We start from the raw sequence: 21442 nt of genomic DNA, 5'->3' as shown, positions 1-21442 counted from the left end.
CCTAATTAAACCACTAATCAACCAAAACTATTAATACTCTAATAAAAACCATTTTTCTTTAAAAAGTCAGCTGTTATACTACTATTATTACTGCCGCTTTTAACCTGATTCCTATCTTTTCCCAGCAATTTTAGAACATATTTCCCCAAAATATCAGCTTCAATATTAATCCTGTCTCCCCGCTTTATATATTTAAAATTGGTTGAACTCCATGTTTCCGGTATCAGAGATATTGTTAATATATTTTCTTTAATATCCATAACTGTCAGACTTACTCCATTTAAAGCTGCAGAACCTTTTTTTACTATATACTGAGTTAAATTATCACTGCAGACCAGCTGAAGCAGGTGAGCATTTTTTTCTCTTTTGATATCTCTCAAAACTGCAGTACCGTCAACATGTCCTGTAACAAAATGGCCGCCCACAAAATCATTCATTCTAAGTGACTGCTCCAGGTTAATTATAGAAGAACTTTTTAGATCAGATAGATTGGTAGAATTTAAAGTTTCCGGCATTACATCTGCCGTAAAAGAGCTGCTGTCGAAATCTACGACAGTAAGGCAGACTCCATTAACGGCAATACTGTCTCCTTTTTTAATATCTATCAGCACTTTATCTGCTGATATTTTCAGCTGATATTTAGTAGCACCCTCAATTCTGTTCTGCAGCTTTCCTGTTTCCTGAACAATTCCTGTAAACACAACCATCACCTCACTTTTTTATCTATTAAGTTAAAGTTAAACTATCTATACTCGTTAAAATACTTTATTAATTATCTGTCTTAATATTATCTATTACCAAATTCAGCCGAAAAAGTCTCGCTCTTTTTAAAATGTGGATAGGGAATCAAATTTCTTCCGCAATTAAAAAAATATTATCATCCAGCATTTTCTGTTCAATTATATGAAGTTCTTTTGCATCTTTCATCAGCTCCGGGCCAGCCCCCGAAAAAGCAGCAGTCCCATCACTTCCGAGCAGAAGTTTAGGAGCAATAAAATAATAATATTTATCTACCAGTCCTGCCTTTGCAAAAGAATAACTTACCCTGGCCCCTCCTTCTACAAGCAGACTGGATATTTTTCGTTTATGCAGTTTTTTTAACAGTTTTTTAACAGGTATATTCCCTTCTCTATTAAGTTCTACTTCCATCATCTCTACATTTTCTTTTTGAGATAATATGTTTTTTTTATCTCTATCAGCCTCTCTACCACATACTATCAGTGTTCCAGCGTCAGATTCCTGATTTAATATCTTTAGATCAGCAGAAATTCTCAGTTTAGAATCCAAAACAATTCGCAGGGAGTCTCTGCCGGGACTATCTTCCAGTCTTGTGGTGAGAGATGGATTATCCTTTAGAACTGTACCAATACCAACCAGTACAGCATCAACCTTATGGCGGAGTTTATGTCCTTCAAGTCTTGCTTTTTTGTTTGTTATCCATTTAGAATCGCCACTTCTGGCTGCAGTAAATCCATCCAGAGTCTGGGCTTTTTTGAGATATACATAGGGCAGATCAGAAGTAATATATTTTAAAAAAATTTCATTTAATTTTTCAGCCTCCTTTTTTAGAAGACCAACTTCAACTTCTATACCAGCTTCTTTGAGCATTTCAATACCTCCTCCAGCAACTTCAGGATTGGGATCTTCCAGCGCTATAACGGCCCTTCTTATATCGGAATCTATAATTTTTAGAGCACATGGTGGTGTTTTCCCATAATGGCTGCAGGGTTCTAATGTTACATATATAGTCCCTCCTGCTGCTTTTTCGCCAGCTGCATTGAGAGCATAAACCTCTGCATGTGGACCTCCATAATATTTATGATACCCCTCTCCAACTATAATTCCATTATTCACAACAACTGCACCAACAACAGGATTGGGGCTGGTAAAACCCTCACCTTTTACAGCTAACTCCAGTGCCCTCTGCATATATTTTCTATCCTCTTTTTCCATTAACACACCTCCAATTAAAAAATCCTTCCATTTCTGGAAGGGTATGAAGTCATCACTGCCGAAAAACACCTTAAATATCATCTCTGCAGATTAAATTTATAATGCAGATGCAGAACAAATTTAGGTAATTTCTCATCAGAAACACCTAACTCCCTTCCAGACTGTACTGTCGGTACTGGAATTACACCAGATCAACCCCAAAGGCTTGTGGACTTTACCACCGGTAGGGAATTTCACCCATCCTCGTTAGTTAATATTCAATTTTTCTGAATTTATTCTATCAGTTCTGTATCTATTTGTAAAGGTTTATTGTAAAAAAAACATCCTGCTATACTTTTTCAACAGCAGTAGCTTTACCGCTGGCTTACTTTTTATTTTTAGGCACAGCAGTTTTTTCATCAGATATAAATGTTCTGCCATATCCGGTAAAAATAGTAAATAATAATACTGCCAGCATTACCCACGGATAAACACGGATAAAATTGAAGTGTATTTAATTTTTATATTTAAAGACAGTCGATAAATCGCTTAATTATAGAATCATTCTCTCTGCTCTTAAAAAAAGCAAGATAAAATTTTCTGCCGCTCTGCATATCAGCAACATCTTTTTCTACAACAGGTCTGCAGCCTGCTGCTTTGGAAGATGCCAGCTGTGAAACAAAAGATATACCCAGTCCTGCCTGAACTGCAGATAAAACAGATTCAGTACTGCCCAGCTGACCGACTATATTGAAGTCATTTAAATTTAATGATAATCTTTTAAATCCAGCCTCCATTGCTTTTCTCGTACCTGATCCTTTTTCCCTTATAATCATTTTTTCGTTCTGCAGATCTTTTAGAGAAATATTATCCTTAAAGACCAGCTCATGATCAGCAGGAAGAATCAGCTTCAGCCTGTCATCAGCTGCCTCAAGAATTTTAAACTTACTATTTTCCGGCCTATATCCAACCACAGCAAGGTCAACTTTGTTTTCCTCCAGCATTTCTATGGATTTAGCGCTGTCACTTACAGCAACTTCTACCATTAGATCGGGAATATAATTTAAAAGACAGGATAAAATATCGGGGATCATATATTCAGATGGAATTGTACTGGAAGCTATATGCAGCTCTTTAACTTCTTTCCCCCTGTTCATCTCAACCTTCTGCAGTAGATCATCCCAGGTCTGTAAAATCTTTTTTCCCTCACTGTAAATGATCTTTCCAACAGGAGTCAGCTTTAACTCTCCCTGTTCTTTCTCCACCAGCTTATCTTTAAATTTTTCTTCAAGAGATTTAATCTGCATACTGACTGCAGGCTGAGTTAAATTCAACTTCTCTGCTGTGAGCGAATAGCTGCCTAAATCTATTAAGTTAACAAATATTTTTAACGTATTTAGCTTCATAGTATTCACCTGTATTTCTAAGTTTTTTATTTACTGTTAATATTAACATGACATAATTTTAACTCTCTGTTATTAAATACTACACACGTTGAGCTTAATATGGTATACTAAAAGTAAATTTATCAGATAATAATTTTAACTAACCATAAATTTAAAAACATACTAAAGACTGGAGCCTGATCAATATGAATTTTGAATATGATATTAAAAAAATTTTAAGACTTGCAGAAGAAAAAGAATCAGAGAATAGAGAATTTTTAATCTTTCTCCAAAATTATGACCACAAAAAAGTAGATAAAATAGTCCACAGACTGGGTAAAAAATATCTCCGAGAATACGACTGCCTAAAATGCGGAAACTGCTGCCACAGCCTCATTCCCAGTCTGTCCCATGCAAAAATACTTGCAATTTCTCATGAATTTAATATAAGTGTAGAGAAGTTCAAAAAAAAATATATCGAAAAAGAAATACCGGGAGGTTATGTCCTCAAAGGTGACAGCTGTCCCTTTATGCAGGAAGATAATAAATGTACCATATATCAAATCAGGCCTGAAGCATGCAGTTCATTTCCTCACCTGTACAAAGATAATATTAACCATAGACTGATAGAACTTTTAGATAACAGTTTGATATGTCCAATTGTATATTATGTACTGGAAGAACTTAAAGAAGAACTTCTGAACTGATAAAACCAGCGGAAAACATCCTGAATTTTTTTATCCCAGTATTCCCACTCATGACCGGCTTTTTCTTCTTCAAAAGTCAGATCCACACCTTTTTCTTCACAGATTTTTTTGAATGTTAAATTATCCTGATAAAGAAAATCTTCTGTACCACAGCACAAATAAAGCCGGGGTAATTTTTCTACATCCTGAACTTCAGATAAAAGGTAAAGCAGATCATTACTGCTGCCTTTCAATTTTTCTAGAACACCAAAAATCCTCCTGAATTCTGCCATTCTTTTTTCATCATCAGAAAAATCCATTATTCTTCTTGCCAGATCAACAGCACCTGAAAGGCTGGCTGCAGCTGCAAATTTATCCGGCAGTCTCAAAGCAAGTTTAACTGCTCCATATCCCCCCATAGAAAGGCCAGCCACATAATTATCTTCTTTTTTATCTGAAATAGGAAAATAATTTTCTGCTATTTTCGGAAGTTCTTCACTAACATATGTCCAGTAATTATATCCATTTTTCATATCTGTATAAAAACTTCTCTGAACATCAGGCATTACAAGTGCATAACCCCATTTTTGAACATATCTTTCCACTGAAGTATATCTCTGCCATCCTGTATGATTATCAGACAACCCATGCAGGAGATATATAACCGGAATCTTTCCGTTTTTATCTTTAAAATCTTCAATATCATCTGGCAGTATTACATTTATCTGTGTAGATACCTTAAGCACTTCTGAAAAAAAATCACACTGTATGTATGCCAATTTAGATCACCCTTTTTTCTGCAGAAATTTTTTTATCTTATCTGTTGCATCAAGCAGTGGACTGATGGAATCATCATAATTCACTTTATCGATCAATGTTGCAATCAGCTGTGACATATCTACTTCCTGAAACCAGTCTGCCTGTTTAAATTTTTCGGGAATATAAGTCAAATTGGTGGAAAACAACTTTTTGATAATTCCTTTTTTGTAGTATTCATCCATTTTATCTATCCCCTCAGTAAAAAGGGCAAAAGAAACAGCCACATAGATATTTTCTGCATCTTTTTGCTTCAACTCTCTGGCTATATCAAATACTGATTCTCCAGAAGCAATCATATCATCCACTATAAGAACATCTTTGCCTGCAACTTTTGAACCCATATATTCATGCTGTATAATTGGGTTTTTCCCATTAACAATTTTTTTGTAATCTCTTCTTTTATAGAAAAGGCCGACATCCAGTCCCAGAACACTTGCATAGTAGATAGCTCTATCCATTGCTCCTGTGTCCGGACTTATTACCAGCAGTTTGGACTTATCAACCTGCAGTTCATTTTGTGTTTCGACCATGGATTTTATAATCTGATATGTAGAATGCAGGCTTTCAAAACCGATCAGAGGAATAGCATTTTGTACTCTGGTTTCATGTGCATCAAAAGTAAAAATATTTTCTACACCCAGGTTTTCTAATTCCTGCAGAGCCATTGCACAGTCCAGTGATTCCCTGGAATTTCTCTTGTCCTGCCTTCCTTCATAAAGCATCGGCATAATTACAGAAATTCTACGTGCCTTACCTGCGATGGCAGAAATCATCCTTTTAATATCCTGAAAATGATCATCAGGGCTCATTCTATTTTCTGTACCGAACATATTATATTTGATGCTGTAATTACCCACATCGGCAATTATAAAAATATCCTTACCTCTGATTGTCTCATTTAAGATTCCTTTTGCTTCTCCATTGGAAAATCGTATGATATCACTGTCAATCACATAGCTGTCTTTTAATGCTTCGAGAAAATATTTGCTGTTACTCTGATTAAATTCCCATTTTCTCCGATCAGCAAGATGTCCGTCAATCTTTTCCCCCAAATCTTTACAGCTCTTATGAACAATTATACCAACATGTCCATAAGGAATTTTAGATACTTTACTGTCCTTCATTCATATTTATCCCCTTTATGATTTTAGTTTTTCATGTAAAAAACCGCTATCTTACTTTAATAAGAAAGCGGTATATTTTATATGCTTAAACATCAACATCGATCAATGCAGTTACACCCACTCCTTCGATTCGATCAATATTTTTTATATCAATTGGATTTTTTGTATTAACAGGTACAAGTGCTCTAATGCGAAATGTACCATCTCTAAAATCACCTTCAAGCTGGGCAACTGCCTGAACCTTATTAATCTCTGCGGCCGGTCCTGACACCTGTACTGCTCCTGCAAAAGTGCCAGAACCTACTGTAACAATCGGCACCACCTTTGTTGCGGTTTCAACCTGAACACCATTGTTAAAAGTTAGAGTATTGATAAAATTATCAATAGGTTCTGCAAATTCACTTACTACAAATCCGATGCCAAAGGTTTTAAGCAGTTGGCCCAATAATTTGTCAGCCGAAGCAGCTGGACTAAAAGTCGTCACTGAAACAGCTATCACAACAATTAGTAATACTGACAGCAGAATATTAAAACCAGCATTCCTGAACAATTCAACTCACCTCCATATCCATAGCAATTCTCTATTCTATAAAATTAGACACAGAAATCAAATTTCCTGTTTTTATTTTTAATAATCCGCTTTTATTTTAACTTCTTTAATTTTTCCTTCCTGATCTACAAATATATCACCAAGAAAAAACTCGCCTGCAAAAACAAAAGGGGATATTTCCTCATAATATCTACTTATCCCTTCTTTTTTAAAACTTTCTTCAATATTACACCACTGTACATTTCCTTCAAGACTGGATTTTATTTCACCAGTAAAGTTTTCAGTCTTAAAATAAAATGTCAGATACTCTTCTTCAAGTCCATCAATAAAATTGTTTATTATTCCCATCAACTTCAGGTTATCAACTAAAAGATTGGTTTCTTCTTCTACTTCTCGCTTACAAGCATCTATCAGATTCTCGTTTTTTTCTTTTTTTCCACCCACTACAGTATATTCATACTGTGCAGGTGGATTGTTTCTCTTTATAAGCAGTACCTTATCATCTTTAATTAAATAACAGAAAACAACTATTACAGTATTCAAATACTTCTCACTTATCTTTTTAACCATTTTTATCACACCATTTATATTATTTATTTGCTGAATTCCAAAAATTTCACCCAACTACTTCTGTATTGATAACCAGATTGAGACATTAGTCCAAAAATTTTTAAGCAAGTTCATACAGCAGTTCTTTTAACAGCTGCAGTCCCTTAACAAGTTCATCTTTATTTCCTGCAAAACCAACTCTAAAAAAACCATCTCTTCCAAATGCACTGCCAGGTACTGCCAGCACACCCTTTTCAGCAAATAATCTGCGGCACAGCTCTTCTGAACCGATATCTAAATTATATTTTAGAAAAGCTGTTGTTCCTGCCTGTGGTTTTACGTAATCTATCAGCTCCTCATTTTTTACCCAGCTATCCAGCAGTTCAAGCTGTGTTCTGATCTTTTCAGTATTTCTAGCAAATATTTTATCTCTGTTTTTAAGTGCTATTACAGAAAGATAATCATCTATCATACCAATACTGATCTCTGTATAGTCCCGATGCTGCTGACAGAGTTCAATTACGTCTTTCCCGGCTGCAATCCAGCCCATTCTCAGTCCGGCCAGAGAAAAAACTTTGGACATGCTCCCGATGCTGACTGCTTTTTCGTAAAGGTCAGCTGCAGACGATACTTCAATATCTTCCTGGTACAGACCGCGGTAAACCTCATCACTCAGCAGATATGCATCAACTGAGCGAGCTATCTCGACCACTTCTTTTAAAACATCTTCTCTCATCAGAGCCCCGGAAGGATTATTGGGATTGTTAATAGCAATTAACTTTGTATTTTCATCAACCAGACTTTTAATTTCATTTAGATCAGGCATAAATCCATCTTTATACTTAAGATTAAGCCTTCTTACTTCTGCTCCAAATGAGGCAGGTATAGAATAAAGCTGCTGATAGGTAGGAAAAACTGAAACAACATTATCAGTACTTTCCACAAGAGAATAAATTGCTAAAAAATTAGCACCAATTGCTCCATGTGTGGCAAGAATATTATCTTCATTTAAAGTCTGATAAAGAGTGCTTACTTCTTTTTTGAATTCCGGGGATCCTGTTATGTGACCATATGTCAGTTTCATTTCTTTTATCCTGTTAATTTTCTCTTCAGCTTCTCCAGAAAGCTCCAGCAGTTCCTCAACAGTTAAAGATTCAACACATGTCTCTGCTATATTATATTCCGCTTCCATTTCATACTCATTCATCCACTCTTCTACTTTAAATGGCGGTATTTTCATTTTATCATTCCTCCAGCTAAATAATTTTCTATTTGAATTACAATTTTAATTGGATCTAATTTAATTATATTTTATATTATTTTTTCTCCATTAACAAATATATAACTAAACTTTCTCCATTTTTTAAATTATGCTGCCAAAAGTATGAATATTGAAATTTTTACTATATAAATTTATCACATAATTATTTTTCAGCTCTAAAAACTTTTTTGTATTTTTCCACTTCTTCTGCAAGAGAATTAAACTCCCTGTCGGCAATCTCCAGCATACCAGCCAGAGAATAAAATCTTCTCTGCAGATGTCTGGGCAGGTTTCCCTGCAGCTTATAATTTCTGTCATGTTCAATTTCCGCCCAGGCATGTTGAAGTATGCTTCTTAGCTGAATTTCAAAAACCATTCCAGAAAATCTGCTGTATTTTTCTATATTCAAATGTTTTTCAGAAAGTGCGGCAACATAGTGAACAGATTTATATCCCATTCTGTCAGCATCCAGCAGATCAGATTTATCCTCACTATTTATATAGTCGATTTCAAAGTTTTCCTTTATCAGATCACTAATATTGTAAACATCTTTTTCAAACAGTGTAATAATACGTATACCTGCCAGATCAGTAATTTCATTTTGAGGATCAACATATTTGTCCCGTCTGGCTTTTCTTTCAAAGCTCTTTATATCTTTTGTCCTGCTTTCTAAACTTTGATAAAGTATATCATTATCTTTTAATATTTTTCGGATAATAGAAGCAGTTTTCTCTGTTAGTTCTTTATAGTTTTTTCTGTTCTTTTTATACCAATCTACAGCTTTTTTAACATTTTTAGTATCCAAGTCAATCCCCTCTTTCTTAAGGAAATTTTCAGAAAATATTTTTTGCAGCTATATTCTTTTATTATTATAATTATAGATTAAATATATTCTTTCTTCAACTTAAAACAAAAAGCTGAATTGACCATATAAGAGCAGAATTTCCTTTCTTTTTTTAGCTATTCTAAAAAGTATAAAATACTTTTAATTATATAATTCTTATAAACCAGCCTTCAATTTTTTTAAAGCTTGATAATTAGCAGTAATAGTTTTTTCTAAATCTTCATCAGTTAAGGCAAGGGAAATAAAATTAGCCTCAAATCGTGATGGGGGTAAATAAATACCTTGGTTAATCATTTCTTTAAAATAAGCTGCAAAAAGATCTAAATCACAGTTTTTAACATCCTGATAATTTTTTACTTTTTTCTCAGTAAAAAATAAAGTAAACATGGAACCAACTCGATTAAAATAAGCAGGGAAATTAAGCTTTTTAATATTCGTTTTAAACCCTTTTTCCAGTTTTTCTGCTTTTGCTTCTAGTTGATCATATATCCTTTTGTTTTTTAATTTTTTTAAAGTAGCTAATCCTGCCTGCATAGCCATCGGGTTACCAGATAAGGTTCCTGCCTGATAAACTGGCCCAGCAGGAGCAACATAATCCATAATTTCTTTTTTGCCAGCATAGGCACCAACTGGCATTCCGCCACCTATTATTTTACCGAAAGTACTTAAATCAGGCTCAATCTCATATAATTCTTGAGCTCCGCCCTGGGCCAGGCGAAAACCTGTCATAACCTCATCAAAAATTAAAAGTGCCCCATTTTTTCGGGTAATTTCTCTTAAAAATTCTAAATAACCTATTTCAGGAGCAATAACTCCCATATTACCAGTTACAGGTTCTAAAATAATAGCTGCAATATCAGATCCATATTCAGCAAAAACTTTTTCAACTGCCTCCTGATCATTATAAGGTACTACTATTGTCTCTTTAGCTGTATTCTCAGTTACTCCAGGACTACCTTTAATACCAAGAGTTGCAACCCCAGAACCTGCATCAACTAAAAGGCTATCCCCATGACCATGATAACAACCTTCAAGCTTAATAAATTTATCCCTGCCAGTATAACCTCGCGCCAGCCTAATTGCACTCATCGTAGCTTCTGTACCAGAATTAACCATTCTCACTTTATCAACTGCAGGATAAAAATCTACTATTAATTGCGCAATTTCTGTTTCAATTTCAGTTGGAGCTCCAAAACTTGTACCTTTTTTGAGCTGTTTTTTTAATTTTTTTATTACCTGGGGTGGATTATAGCCTAAAATCATCGGGCCCCAGGAATTTACATAATCTAAGTACTTATTACCATCAATATCATAAAGATAGGCCCCATCTCCTTTTTCGATAAATATTGGATCCATTTCCACAGCCGAAAAAGCTCGAGCTGGACTATTAACTCCACCTGGAATAAATTTTTTTGCTTTCTTAAAAGCTTGACTGGATTTTTTCCTTTTATCTCTCATCAAAATCACTCCTTTGCTAATATTTTCACACCAACACATTTACTGTTTATAAAGTTTTAATTATTCATTTAACCACTGAACAGCACTATCAGCCCAGTATGTAATGATAATATCTGCACCTGCCCTTTTAATAGAAGTTAAAATTTCTAAAGCAACACTTTTTTCATCAATCCATCCTTTTTCTGCTGCAGCCTTAACCATTGCATATTCTCCACTTACATTATAAGCTGCCAGAGGTAGATTAAAGTTATCACTGGCTTTTTGAATAATATCTAAATAAGAAAGAGCAGGTTTAACCATTATAATATCTGCACCTTCCTTAATATCTAATTCTATTTCTCTTAAAGCTTCATCAGAATTAGCAGCATCCATCTGATAACTGCTGCGGTCACCCTGTTCTGGTGCTGAATGAGCAGCATCACGGAATGGTCCATAAAATGATGAATGATATTTAGCAGAATAGGCCATAATTCCTATTTCCTTGAATCCATTTTCATCTAATGTCTGCCTTATTTTTGCCACTCTCCCGTCCATCATATCTGAGGGAGCAATCATATCTGCACCTGCCTCTGCATGTGAAAGTGCAATTTTAGCCAATCTACTTAAAGTTGCATCATTTTTGATTTTACCGTTTTCTAAAATTCCGCAGTGGCCGTGATCAGTATACTGACATAAACATAGATCAGTAATCACTAAAAGTTCTGGAAATTCTTTTTTTAGCTGTCGAACAGCTTTTTGTACTATTCCATTCTGCTGCCAGGCACTGGACCCTTCTGCATCTTTGTATTTAGGCAGCCCAAAAAGTATAATTGCTTTAATTCCTAGATCTAAAAGTCTTTCAACTTCCTTTTGCAACTGGTCTAAAGATAAGTGATAGTTATCAGGCATTGAAGAAATTTCTTCTCTTATATTTTTACCATTAACTACAAATAATGGTTTAACAAAGTCTGCTGCAGATAAATTTGTTTCCCTTACTAAATCCCGAATATTTTTTGAACTGCGTAAACGCCTCGGTCTTCTATTTAAATCCATTTTAAAAAACCTCCATTTATAAATAATATTTTAAAATTTCGTCAAATAAACCTTCAATAGTATATTCTGCTGCTGTAATTTTAACATTCAATCCATACTTTTTAGCTTGATTGGCTGTTACTGGACCAATACAAGCAGCTGGAATTTCTTTTAACCGCTGCCATAATTTTTTTTGATCAATTTCTTTTGAATCATTTTCTAATAATTCATTTTGAGACTTAATTAATTTTTCTAAACCAATAATGAAATTATCTACTGTTGAAGAACTGGTAAAAGTTAATAAGTCAAGGTCATCATTTTTAAGCAGATCTAAAATTTCTACCTCCATCTCAACTGCTTCTGTTTTGTAAGCTTCAACATTTTTAACTTTTGCGCCCATATTTTTAAGTTCTTTTTCAAGTATTTTAGGAGCAATATCCGCTCGGGGCAATAAAAATGAAGCTTGTCTTAGATTAATTTCACCTTTACTCTGAAGTTTTCTTAAATAATATAAGATACCTGAAGTTGAATAATCTTCAGGTAAAAAATCTGTTCTAATTCCATTTACTCTTAATTCTTCAGCAGTTTTAGAACCAATTGTCATTATTTTTGTTCCAGCCAGAGCTCTTAAATCAAGCTGCTGACGATCCAGTTCTTGCATAAAATACTTAACACCGTTAACCGAAGTAAAAATTAGATGACTATAGTTTTCTAAATTACCAACCTCTTTCTGTAAAGGACCAATATTTTCAGCTGCTTTAATCTCAATTGTTGGAGCAAAAACAGCGCTGCCAGCCTCTCCTTCAATCATTTCTATAAAAGAAATTGCCTGTTTTTTAGGTCTAGTAACTAAAATATTTTTACCCAACAATTTTTTGTTTTCAAACCAAGCCAGCTTTTCTCGTAAATTAACAACACTTCCAATCACAATTACTGCTGGCGGCTTAAAATTTGCCTGTTCAACTTTTTGAACTATGTTGTCTAATGTGCCAGTTATAGTCTGCTGCTTGGATCGGCTTCCCCAGCGAACTAGAGCCACAGGAGTTTCCGGACTTTTACCGGCAGTTAAAACTCTTTCTACAGTCTGAGCTAATTTACCGACTCCCATTAAAACTACCAGAGTATCTACAGCAGCTGCAATTTTTTCAATATCAATTGTGCTCTTTTCTTTGTCAGCTGCTTCGTGTCCGGTAATCACAGCAAATGAAGATGCTAGATGTCTCTGTGTCAATGGAATCCCCGCATAAAGAGGTACCGCAAGTGAAGAACTAATACCAGGAATGATTTCAAAATCAATTCCTGCTTCTTTTAATTTTAAAGCCTCTTCACCCCCACGACCATAAACAAACGGATCTCCGCCTTTAAGCCTACAGACAGTTTTTCCAACTTTAACTTTTTCAATCATTAAAGCCTCAATTTCGGACTGAGTATAGTGATGATTCTTTGCTTTTTTACCAACATAAATTTTTTCGGCCTCACTGCTGGCATATTCTAAGAAGCGATTATTTGCAAGACGATCATATAAAATAACGTCTGCCTTTTCAATTGCTCTTTTTGCTTTTAATGTTAAAAGAGACGGATCACCTGGACCGGCTCCAGTTAAATAAACCTTTGCTCCCATTTTTTATTCTCCTTTTTTATTTCTTTAGTCTAGCTAAAATTTCGGCTGCACCAGCCGCTTTTATTTCTTGTGCCAGACCCTTTCCTAATTTTTTTAATGAATTTAAATTTAATTTTTTGGTGCTGACTTTTCTTTTTATAATTCTACTGCCATCTATTTTCCCAACTGCTGCTGTTAAAGTTAGGCTTTCAGCTTCAATTAATGCTTCGGCTGCAAGTGGTGCATGACATCCAGCTTCCATCTCTTTTAAAAATGCATGCTCTGTCCATACTTCAAGAGCAGTATTTTTATCTTCAATCATTTTTAAAATTTTTTTTAGTTCAGTACTTTCTTTTCTAATTTCTACTGCTACTGCACCCTGTCTGGCAGCAGGAAGACAAATCTCAGGTGGTAAATATTCTGTAATCTGCGCTTTAAGTCCTAGACGTTCCAAACCGGCTGCAGCTAAAATTATACCATCTAGATTCTGACTTTTAATCTTTTTTAGTCTTGTTTCTACATTGCCTCTGATAGGAACAATTTCAAAATCAGAACGGTAAGCTAAAAGCTGTGATTTTCGACGTAAACTTCCAGTTCCAAGCCTTGCCCCTTTAGGTAATTCATCCAGCTTTTTTTCTGCCCCTGCAAGTACATCATAACGATTAGCACGATCAACAATTGCTGCAATTTCTAAATCTTTGGGCAGCCTAGTAGGAAGATCTTTAAAACTATGTACTGCCAGATCAACCTCCCTCGAAATCAGGGCCATTTCTATTTCTCTAACAAAAATACCTTCTGCATTAATATCAGCAAATTTTTTATCTCTTTCTCGATCTCCCTTTGTTGAAATTTCTTTAAATTCAAATCCTATTTCTGGAAATTTTTTTTGTAGTTTTTCTTTTACTATATTACACTGTTTCAAAGCAAGATTGCTATCACGAGTACCTATAATATAATTTTTACTCAATTTAATCATCCTTATTTTCTTAATTTTATAAAAAGAGATTCTCAAATTCAACATTAATGCTGCCATTTGAGTGACTCTTCCCGAAATATGTCCAAAATCTCTACCCAATTTTTAATCTAATATAATTTTTAATTTTTCAATTAAGATCTTATTTGCCTTTCTATTTTTAACAGCAACTCTAATATAGTTATCCTGTAGGTTATAATAGCTATCACAATTACGAATTAAAATAGCTGCTTTGGAAAGTTCCTGTTTTAATTCGGCTGAGTTATAATTTGTTTCTGAAATATCTATAAAAATATAATTAGTTGTTGGCTGATAAACTTTTAGTTTTTTAAATTTTTTTAGTTTTTGATACAGGTATTTTCTTTCGGCAGCAATTTTTTCTTGACTTAATTTAACATAATCTTTTATTTCCTGCTGATTGGAAAAAATAATCTCTCCAGCCAGCTGCGAAAAATAATTAACTGACCAGGGATCTCTTTTAGTTTCCAGTTCTAAACTTAAACTTTTATTTGTTAGAGCATATCCCAGCCGCAAACCTGGAATAGCAAATAGTTTGGTCATTGATTTAAGTATTACTAAATTATTATAACTGTCTAATAATTTAATTGTTGAATATTTATCGGGATCAGTTAAGAAATCTATAAAGGCTTCATCTATTACAACAATAATCTCTTCTTTAACTGCTTTTTGAATTAAGCTTTCAAGTTCAGCTGTTTTTAATAAATGAGCAGTTGGATTATTGGGATTACAGATAAACAATAGATCAATATCTTTATTTAAGCTTATTTTCAACTTCTCTAAATCCAATTTAAAATCAGCTTTTTTACTTAAGCTAAAATGTTCTACTGCTGCAGCTGCTGACTCTGCTGCCAGCTCATATTCCGAAAATGTAGGATCAATCACCATCACTTTTTTGGGTTTTAATATCTTTGTCAGCTGATAAATCATTTCTGCTGCACCATTAGCAACTGTTACCTGCTCAGGATCAAGAAAGTGTTTTTTTGCGATATCATTTTTAAGAGATTTCGAATTGATTTCAGGATAATTTTCTATTTTATTCATATTACTTTTAATAGCTTCTAAGAGTAAAGACGGGGGTCCTAAAAAATTTATATTAGCACTAAAGTCAATAATCTCATCAGGATCCAAATTATTTTTTTGAGCCATCTCAGTTAATCTGCCTCCATGCATGTGTTCCATTATTAACCCTCCTTTCTATTCCACCTGAAATTATTTTAACTCTTTTTAAATGCTCAAGCTCTGTTTTTTCTTTAATTTCGTTTAAAATTTTTTCTGTTCTTAAATTTTTAGCTGCTAAAACTCCAATCATGGTACCACTGTGAGCAATATTTATCCCATATATTTTATTATTTTTCTGGATTATCTGTAATAATTTATTCAAATCTTTTTTATAAAGAATTTTTTGATGAGCAAGACTGCTCAAAGTAGTACCTCTCCCCAGTAAATAATAATCATTTTCTTTAAAACCACTTTTTATTAATTTAAAAGATTTTTTTATTTTTTCTTCTTTGTCTTTATTTAAAAGATTTAATTGTTTTGATTGATTAAAGCTAATAGAATCCACAGTTCCTTTTTCTTTAAAGATTAGTATATCTATTTCAGGAGGAAAAGCAGTAAGTAAATAATCTTTTTTCCCATTTAAGTGATCAAAAAATCTAATCCCTTCCAAAAAAACACTGTCAGTGGGTTCTAGATCAAGACATATTTTTTTCAAAAGCTTAAAATCAACTTTATTTTTTAATAAAAGCATTACTGCTGCAGCAGCAGCACTTATATCTGCTGTGGAAGAAGCCATCCCAATTCCTGATATTAATTGAGAATTTATTCTGATTTTTATAGCTTTCTGTTTAAAATTATAATGATTTAATAGTTTTTTAACTGCAATTTCTGTTTTATAAGTATTTTCTGTGCTAGAGTTGTTCTTATTGATAATTATTTTTTTTTCAGAATCAATAAAATGAGCCTTTACTTCAGTATATAAATTTATTGGGCAGGAAATCAAAAAATTCTGATCATCTATACTGCCCTGAAGAAGTTCTCCACAGCTGCCTGGAACTCTAAGTATAACTTGCTGCACTATTCATTCTCCTCTCATAACTAAATTTTAATAAATCAAATTAAAATTAAAAATTTAACTTTATAAATATTTATTTTATATTTTTAAGCTCTTGATATTTCTAAATCAAAGCAAAAATAATTAAAGCTAATATTAAAAATAATCCAACCGTATAATAAATTATTTTATTCAGCTTTAAAATATCACTAGCCTCAAATTTTTTCTTTTTCTGTCCGATATAGGCCCTAAAACTCTCCTCTCCCTGATAATAATTGATTCCTCCAAAACGCAGAGAAAGTGCTCCTGCAGCTGCTGCCTCTGGATAACCAGCATTTGGACTGGGATGTTTTGCTGCATCATTTAAAACTGTTTTAAAAGCTGACTTAAAATCGAAATCAAGTAGAAAAGATGCTGCAATAATTAAAAATGCTGTAATCCTGGCGGGAATATAATTAAAAAAATCATCAGTTTTAGCTGCTGCATAGCCAAAATTTATATATTTATCATTTTTATAACCCAGCATCGAATCCATAGTATTTACTGCCTTATATGTAACAGCAAGTGGAAGCCCTCCTAAAAGATAATAAAAGGCAGGTGCCAGGATTCCATCTGAAGTGTTTTCAGCCAGAGTTTCTAAAACTGCTCTGATAACTTCCTGGCGACTGCTCTGACTGCAGTCTCTACCCACAATTAAATCGACTTTTTTTCTGGCCTGCTCCAAATTATTGATTTTTAGGGCTAAATAAACTTCTTTACCAGCTTTGATCAAACCTTTTAAGGCCAGCATTAAACTCAGAAGAATTATTTCAATAAAATAAGCAAAATATTCATTTAGCCTCAGTGACTGTTGAATAATATAATTTGAGATAAAATAGCTAACTAATAAAACTATGATTACTAAAAAACCACCTTTTAATTTAGCAGCTAAAGTACCATCTCTTTCTTTTTGTAAATGTTTTTCCAAAAAAGTTATTAAGCCACCTATTATTACAACAGGATGTGTAATCCAGTTCGGATCAGAAATAATCAAATCTATGATTAAGGCAATAATTAAAAATAATATGAACTGCAAACTAAGCACCTCTACTTTTTTTATAGATTAAAGCTTTTTCCAAATAATTTTTCACTATTTGAAGGTTAGAAGCAAAGTGCAGGTGTATATAGGAGGCTAAAATATTATCCAGACTGCTGTAACCCTCTTCTTTTTTTCGATAATTATAACTTCTTTTAACTTTTTGGTCAATCTTTGAAATTCTGGAATAATGAAACACATGCCCTCTTGCTTTTTCTCCTTTTTTAAATAATAAGTTATCAGCTGAAGCTTCAACTTCTCGATATCCCATTTCCTGTAATTTAGAAGTCATTTCTATCTCGGCTGGAAGTAAGTCCAGCATTTGAAATTCTTTCCCCTCAAAATCTTTGACCTGACGGCAGAAATACATCAGCCCTCCGCATTCTGCATAAGCTGGAAGTCCCTGTTTGACTTTTTCTTTGAAATCGCTTTTGAATTCTCTATTTGCAGCAAGTTCTTGCAAAAAACTTTCGGGAAATCCTCCTCCCAGATAAACTGCATCTACTTCAGGGAGTCTAGAATCTGTTAAGGGGCTGAACTCGACAATTTTTGCTCCCGCTGCTTTTAAAAGATCTAAATTTATTTGATAATAAAAGTTAAAAGCCTGATCAGAAGCAATACCTATTTTTATATTTGCAGATTCCATTTTTCCTTTAAAATTTTCAGAAAAACTTTTTGTTTCAATTTTTTCTTCTCTTTTATTTTTTATCTTTATATTTTTTATAGTTGATTTCGTAGCCGAATTATCTTTAAATAAATTTTCTGGTTCTACTTGCGAAATTTCTATTACCTGCTCAATATCAATATATTTTTCCATAATCTCAATTAATTTTTGACTGTATGCTTTAAGTTCACTACTTTCAGAAACTGGTACCAGACCAAGATGTCTTTCCGGAAGTTCGAGATCCTGATTTTTAGGAAGATAGCCCAAAACTACTAAGTCATTCATTTTAGCTTTAATTGCTTCTTTTAATAGTTTGAAATGATGAGGACTGCTTATATTATTAATTATAACTCCTTTTAGGTTTAATTTTTGATCGTAATTTTTATAACCATAGACTACTGCTGCAGCACTCTGAGCAACTTTGCGAGCATCAATAATTAAAATAACAGACGCCTTGATAATTTTAGCTATTTCAGCTGAACTGCTGACTGACTCTTTACCTTTACCATCAAATAAACCCATAACTCCTTCAATCATCGAGATATCAGCCTGCTTACTGTTTTCTGAAAAGACTTTTTTAACTCCAGCTGCTCCCAAAAAATAGCTGTCTAAATTATAAGAATCCCTACCACAGATTAAAGTATGAAAACCAGGATCTATATAATCAGGTCCAACTTTAAATGGCTGTACTTTAAGCCCTCGCTTTTTAAGTGCTGCCATTAACCCTAATGAAATTGTAGTTTTACCAACTCCACTCCGACTGCCGGCAATAAGTAATTTTTTATTCACTTTCAATTTCCTCCTCAAAAACTGCTAGAGTAATTCCTGCATATTTTTGCTTATCTACTATTAATTCCCCATTGTTTGATGCCAGAATTGCTGCCGGGGCTGCTGCTGCCGCAACTCCAATTGTTTTTTTAACAAAATCTGATTTTTTTATTTTTAAACTATCTTCAATTTCTCTGATTTTTTTTCGCGTAATTATTTCAAGCGGCCAGTCATTTTTTTCTGCCAGTTTTAAAATACCTTTTTCATTCTTTTTTAAATCAATAGTTGCTAATTTTTTTATACTTTCTCGAGATAAATTGTTTTCAATCAAAATTGAATTTAATGCACTTTTAATAGCGAAAAAAGAGATATTTTTTCTACAGCCAATACCAATAATAATATTTCTGGGAATTAACTGCAGTTGATTTTCTTTTAATTTATACTGCTGATTGGAAATAATAACTTCAAAAACATCATCTTTAATCTTGTTATTAACATAATTTAAACTATGTTTTTTTAATTTTTTAGTTTCTTTAATATGAATTTTATAATCAGTATAAATATGAACTTCTTTACCAAATAGTAGAGCTCCATTTGCCTTTTTCAATCTTTTAAAAGGCTCTATTTTGCAGTTAAGTTTCTGAGCTAAAAGATCAAATGCAGGCTGATTACTGCAATCTGTGGCGGTAGTAATTACAGGATTAGAGTCTAAAACAGCAGCAATTTCTACTGTCAGCAGATTTGCTCCTCCCAGATGACCAGAAAGAGTACTGATTACATTCTGGCCTGAGTCATCAATTGTTATTACAGCTGGATCAGTTTTTTTGTTATTCAGCAGCGGAGCAATTATCCGCACAACTATCCCCAGGGCCATGATAAAAACTATGCCATCATATTTATTAAATATATCATTTATTGTTGTTTTAAATGAATTAAAATAATAAAATTGATTATTCTTATCTTTTAATTTATTTGGCGAATATATATCCAGGCTGCTGACTACTTTTTTTAGCTTTAGAGCTATTTTTTTGGCGGCTGGAGTCAAAATAATTATAGCTATTTTTTTATCTTTCAGCATAGTTACACCTCAGTTTTGTAATTAGCTTTAATATAATTAATCAAATTATCAACTTCATTAAAAAAAAGAGGATAATTTATCTTAGGTCTTTGAATCACAATAACAGCTATCCCCAACTCAACTGCTGCCTCAATTTTGCTTTTTAAACCACCGCTATCTCCACTTGCTTTAGTAATTATTACATCAGCCCCATATTCTTTAAATAAAGACTGATTGAATTCTTTAGTAAAAGGACCTTTAGCTGCAATAATATTTGCAGGCGGCAGACCAAGATCAATAGTGTTTTGAATAAATGCTGGGAAAGTCATGATCCTCATAAATAATCTGTTTTCAAAATTGGAGATCTCATTGATAAAGATTTCTACATTTTTGGAGCCGGTTGTTAAAAATATTTTTTCAAAATCATTTGCTATTTTTGCTGCCTTTTCATAATTTGAAGTTTTTATGATTTTTGCATTATAATACGCATACTGACTTAAATCAAATTCTTTTCTTTCAAAACGAAGATATTCAATTCCTGATTCTTCAGCTGCTTTTATTGCTTTTTTACTTATTTCTTCCGCAAAAGGATGAGTAGAATCCACTACTAATGAAATTTTTTCTTTTTTAATTAAATTATAAATATCATCCTGGTCTAATCGTTTCTTAATTACTCTAATTTTAAATTTATCTTTAATTAATTTTTCTCCATAATCTGTAGTGACTGTAGCTATTAAATTTTTTTTTTGTTTTTTTAAAGCTTTGATTATTTGATAACTATCAGATGTTCCAGCAATAAGTAAAATCATATATTGTAACCCCTTGGGGTAATTATTTGTTTATTTGCTATGTAACTCTGAGAATTTCCAATTATCACTGTTGTCAGCATATCAACCTTTTCTAAGGGCATCTTCTTTAGCGTACTGATCATAATCTCTTCTTCATCTCTTCCTACACTACGGACAATTCCAACTGGTGTTTCTGGATTTCGATATTTTAGAAAAATTTCTCTAGCCTTTTTTAGCTGCTTTTTTCTTCTGCTACTTCGAGGATTATAAAGAGTAATTATAAAATCTGCTTCTGCAGCAGCTTCTAATCTTTTTTTAATCAGATTCCAGGGAGTTAAAATATCACTTAAACTTATTACAGTATAATCATGCATCAGTGGAGCACCAAGTACAGCGGCTGCAGCATTAGCGGCAGTAATACCTGGTACAATTTCTGTTTTTATATTAATTTTTTGATCTTCTATCAATTCTAGTGCCAGACCTGCCATTCCATAAACACCAGGATCACCACTACTAATTAAAGCACATCTTTTACCTTGTTTGGCATAATCAATTGCTTTTTGAACTCGTTCTTTTTCTTTTCTCATTCCACTAATATATATCTGCTGTTCTTCGGAAATTAATTTTTTTATACATTCAATATATTTTTTATAACCAACTATGACATCTACCTCTTTTAAAACCTGATAGGCTCTGCGGCTGATATCAGATAAATTACCAGGACCAATACCAATTATATATAAATTTTCATTTAACTTCATCCAATCATCCTTTCTGCAGAATTCTGCAGGAATACTTTTGTAAAATAAATTCTACAAAATAAT

General features: G+C 33.2%; 21 protein-coding genes and 1 riboswitch. Of the genes, 1 reads left to right on the top strand and 20 read right to left on the bottom strand.

Translation table 11 applies throughout. The annotated features are described in order from the left end of the window. Nucleotides 1-38: 38 nt before the first annotated feature. From ribE to DFR78_RS02175, 3 genes are all read right to left on the bottom strand, one after another. Complete coding sequence (ribE, locus tag DFR78_RS02185; protein ID WP_233486944.1) at nt 39-707, bottom strand: riboflavin synthase; 669 nt, start codon at nt 705-707, stop codon at nt 39-41. A gap of 139 nt (nt 708-846) precedes the next feature. Further along, nucleotides 847-1953 (bottom strand): bifunctional diaminohydroxyphosphoribosylaminopyrimidine deaminase/5-amino-6-(5-phosphoribosylamino)uracil reductase RibD, encoded by a 1107-nt coding sequence (gene ribD, locus DFR78_RS02180; protein ID WP_114457214.1) that lies wholly within the window; start codon nt 1951-1953, stop codon nt 847-849. Between the two features lie 140 nt (nt 1954-2093). After that, nucleotides 2094-2208: riboswitch (FMN riboswitch) on the bottom strand. Between the two features lie 251 nt (nt 2209-2459). Continuing rightward, the gene (locus DFR78_RS02175; protein WP_114457213.1) at nt 2460-3338 is read right to left on the bottom strand and encodes a selenium metabolism-associated LysR family transcriptional regulator; all 879 of its coding nucleotides are present in this window, start codon (nt 3336-3338) and stop codon (nt 2460-2462) included. A gap of 185 nt (nt 3339-3523) precedes the next feature. On the opposite strand from DFR78_RS02175, the gene DFR78_RS02170 reads away from it, so the two are divergent. Then, complete coding sequence (locus DFR78_RS02170; protein WP_114457212.1) at nt 3524-4024, top strand: YkgJ family cysteine cluster protein; 501 nt, start codon at nt 3524-3526, stop codon at nt 4022-4024. Here the strand turns inward: DFR78_RS02170 and DFR78_RS02165 are convergent. The 17 genes from DFR78_RS02165 to cobJ all read right to left on the bottom strand — a co-directional run bounded on the left by DFR78_RS02165 (nt 3985) and on the right by cobJ (nt 21379). After that, nucleotides 3985-4782: an alpha/beta hydrolase family protein gene (locus DFR78_RS02165; RefSeq protein ID WP_114457211.1), complete on the bottom strand. Its 798-nt coding sequence runs from the start codon at nt 4780-4782 to the stop codon at nt 3985-3987. The genes DFR78_RS02170 and DFR78_RS02165 overlap by 40 nt on opposite strands. Before the next feature lie 6 nt (nt 4783-4788). After that, nucleotides 4789-5946, bottom strand: a complete 1158-nt coding sequence (locus DFR78_RS02160; RefSeq protein ID WP_114457210.1) for a ribose-phosphate pyrophosphokinase — start codon at nt 5944-5946, stop codon at nt 4789-4791. A gap of 85 nt (nt 5947-6031) precedes the next feature. After that, on the bottom strand, nt 6032-6496 hold the full coding sequence (locus tag DFR78_RS02155; protein ID WP_114457209.1) for a hypothetical protein: 465 nt from the start codon (nt 6494-6496) through the stop codon (nt 6032-6034). A gap of 78 nt (nt 6497-6574) precedes the next feature. Further along, nucleotides 6575-7066 (bottom strand): NUDIX domain-containing protein, encoded by a 492-nt coding sequence (locus DFR78_RS02150; protein ID WP_147267743.1) that lies wholly within the window; start codon nt 7064-7066, stop codon nt 6575-6577. Between the two features lie 100 nt (nt 7067-7166). Next, nucleotides 7167-8285 carry an aminotransferase gene (locus tag DFR78_RS02145; protein WP_114457207.1) on the bottom strand — a complete coding sequence of 373 codons (1119 nt, stop codon included), beginning with the start codon at nt 8283-8285 and terminating at the stop codon, nt 7167-7169. Nucleotides 8286-8469: 184 nt separating this feature from the next. Then, nucleotides 8470-9111: a GTP pyrophosphokinase family protein gene (locus tag DFR78_RS02140; protein ID WP_114457206.1), complete on the bottom strand. Its 642-nt coding sequence runs from the start codon at nt 9109-9111 to the stop codon at nt 8470-8472. A 195-nt stretch (nt 9112-9306) separates the two neighbouring features. Then, nucleotides 9307-10608, bottom strand: coding sequence for a glutamate-1-semialdehyde 2,1-aminomutase (hemL, locus tag DFR78_RS02135; RefSeq protein WP_114457205.1), 1302 nt, complete (start codon nt 10606-10608; stop codon nt 9307-9309). 60 nt (nt 10609-10668) lie between these two features. After that, complete coding sequence (gene hemB, locus DFR78_RS02130; protein WP_114457204.1) at nt 10669-11640, bottom strand: porphobilinogen synthase; 972 nt, start codon at nt 11638-11640, stop codon at nt 10669-10671. 16 nt (nt 11641-11656) lie between these two features. After that, a complete protein-coding gene (gene cobA, locus DFR78_RS02125) occupies nt 11657-13240 on the bottom strand; it encodes a uroporphyrinogen-III C-methyltransferase (RefSeq protein ID WP_114457203.1) in 1584 nt (527 codons plus the stop codon). Between the two features lie 16 nt (nt 13241-13256). Next, nucleotides 13257-14186 (bottom strand): hydroxymethylbilane synthase, encoded by a 930-nt coding sequence (gene hemC / locus DFR78_RS02120; protein ID WP_158531693.1) that lies wholly within the window; start codon nt 14184-14186, stop codon nt 13257-13259. 111 nt (nt 14187-14297) lie between these two features. Beyond that, nucleotides 14298-15392, bottom strand: a complete 1095-nt coding sequence (cobD, locus tag DFR78_RS02115) for a threonine-phosphate decarboxylase CobD (protein WP_114457201.1) — start codon at nt 15390-15392, stop codon at nt 14298-14300. Continuing rightward, complete coding sequence (locus DFR78_RS02110) at nt 15361-16290, bottom strand: GHMP kinase (protein ID WP_114457200.1); 930 nt, start codon at nt 16288-16290, stop codon at nt 15361-15363. The genes cobD and DFR78_RS02110 overlap by 32 nt, the downstream gene beginning before the upstream one ends. A 100-nt stretch (nt 16291-16390) precedes the next feature. Then, complete coding sequence (cbiB, locus tag DFR78_RS02105; protein WP_114457199.1) at nt 16391-17341, bottom strand: adenosylcobinamide-phosphate synthase CbiB; 951 nt, start codon at nt 17339-17341, stop codon at nt 16391-16393. A 1-nt stretch (nt 17342) separates the two neighbouring features. Then, nucleotides 17343-18794, bottom strand: coding sequence for a cobyrinate a,c-diamide synthase (locus tag DFR78_RS02100; protein WP_114457198.1), 1452 nt, complete (start codon nt 18792-18794; stop codon nt 17343-17345). Further along, nucleotides 18787-19851, bottom strand: a complete 1065-nt coding sequence (gene cbiG / locus DFR78_RS02095; protein WP_114457197.1) for a cobalt-precorrin 5A hydrolase — start codon at nt 19849-19851, stop codon at nt 18787-18789. The genes DFR78_RS02100 and cbiG overlap by 8 nt, the downstream gene beginning before the upstream one ends. Nucleotides 19852-19853: 2 nt before the next feature. Further along, complete coding sequence (gene cobK, locus DFR78_RS02090; protein WP_114457196.1) at nt 19854-20639, bottom strand: precorrin-6A reductase; 786 nt, start codon at nt 20637-20639, stop codon at nt 19854-19856. After that, complete coding sequence (cobJ, locus tag DFR78_RS02085; protein ID WP_114457195.1) at nt 20636-21379, bottom strand: precorrin-3B C(17)-methyltransferase; 744 nt, start codon at nt 21377-21379, stop codon at nt 20636-20638. Before cobJ ends, cobK begins: the two co-directional genes overlap by 4 nt. Nucleotides 21380-21442 lie beyond the last annotated feature (63 nt).

This window comes from Halanaerobium sp. MA284_MarDTE_T2 (assembly GCF_003337245.1).
Lineage (GTDB): Bacteria > Bacillota > Halanaerobiia > Halanaerobiales > Halanaerobiaceae > QPJE01.
Note: the sequence above shows the minus strand (reverse complement) of the source record. Positions and strands in the feature narration are given on the sequence as shown.

Bases quoted from the DNA above. Each gene is read 5' to 3' on its own strand.
- ribE (WP_233486944.1), bottom strand. From the start codon at position 707: ATGGTTGTGTTTACAGGAATTGTTCAGGAAACAGGAAAGCTGCAGAAC.
- cbiG (WP_114457197.1), bottom strand. From the start codon at position 19,851: ATGCTGAAAGATAAAAAAATAGCTATAATTATTTTGACTCCAGCCGCC.
- DFR78_RS02160 (WP_114457210.1), bottom strand. From the start codon at position 5,946: ATGAAGGACAGTAAAGTATCTAAAATTCCTTATGGACATGTTGGTATA.
- cobA (WP_114457203.1), bottom strand. From the start codon at position 13,240: ATGGGAGCAAAGGTTTATTTAACTGGAGCCGGTCCAGGTGATCCGTCT.
- DFR78_RS02170 (WP_114457212.1), top strand. From the start codon at position 3,524: ATGAATTTTGAATATGATATTAAAAAAATTTTAAGACTTGCAGAAGAA.
- hemL (WP_114457205.1), bottom strand. From the start codon at position 10,608: ATGAGAGATAAAAGGAAAAAATCCAGTCAAGCTTTTAAGAAAGCAAAA.
- cobD (WP_114457201.1), bottom strand. From the start codon at position 15,392: ATGGAACACATGCATGGAGGCAGATTAACTGAGATGGCTCAAAAAAAT.
- cobJ (WP_114457195.1), bottom strand. From the start codon at position 21,379: ATGAAGTTAAATGAAAATTTATATATAATTGGTATTGGTCCTGGTAAT.
- hemB (WP_114457204.1), bottom strand. From the start codon at position 11,640: ATGGATTTAAATAGAAGACCGAGGCGTTTACGCAGTTCAAAAAATATT.
- cobK (WP_114457196.1), bottom strand. From the start codon at position 20,639: ATGATTTTACTTATTGCTGGAACATCTGATAGTTATCAAATAATCAAA.
- ribD (WP_114457214.1), bottom strand. From the start codon at position 1,953: ATGGAAAAAGAGGATAGAAAATATATGCAGAGGGCACTGGAGTTAGCT.
- DFR78_RS02145 (WP_114457207.1), bottom strand. From the start codon at position 8,285: ATGAAAATACCGCCATTTAAAGTAGAAGAGTGGATGAATGAGTATGAA.
- DFR78_RS02175 (WP_114457213.1), bottom strand. From the start codon at position 3,338: ATGAAGCTAAATACGTTAAAAATATTTGTTAACTTAATAGATTTAGGC.
- DFR78_RS02150 (WP_147267743.1), bottom strand. From the start codon at position 7,066: ATGGTTAAAAAGATAAGTGAGAAGTATTTGAATACTGTAATAGTTGTT.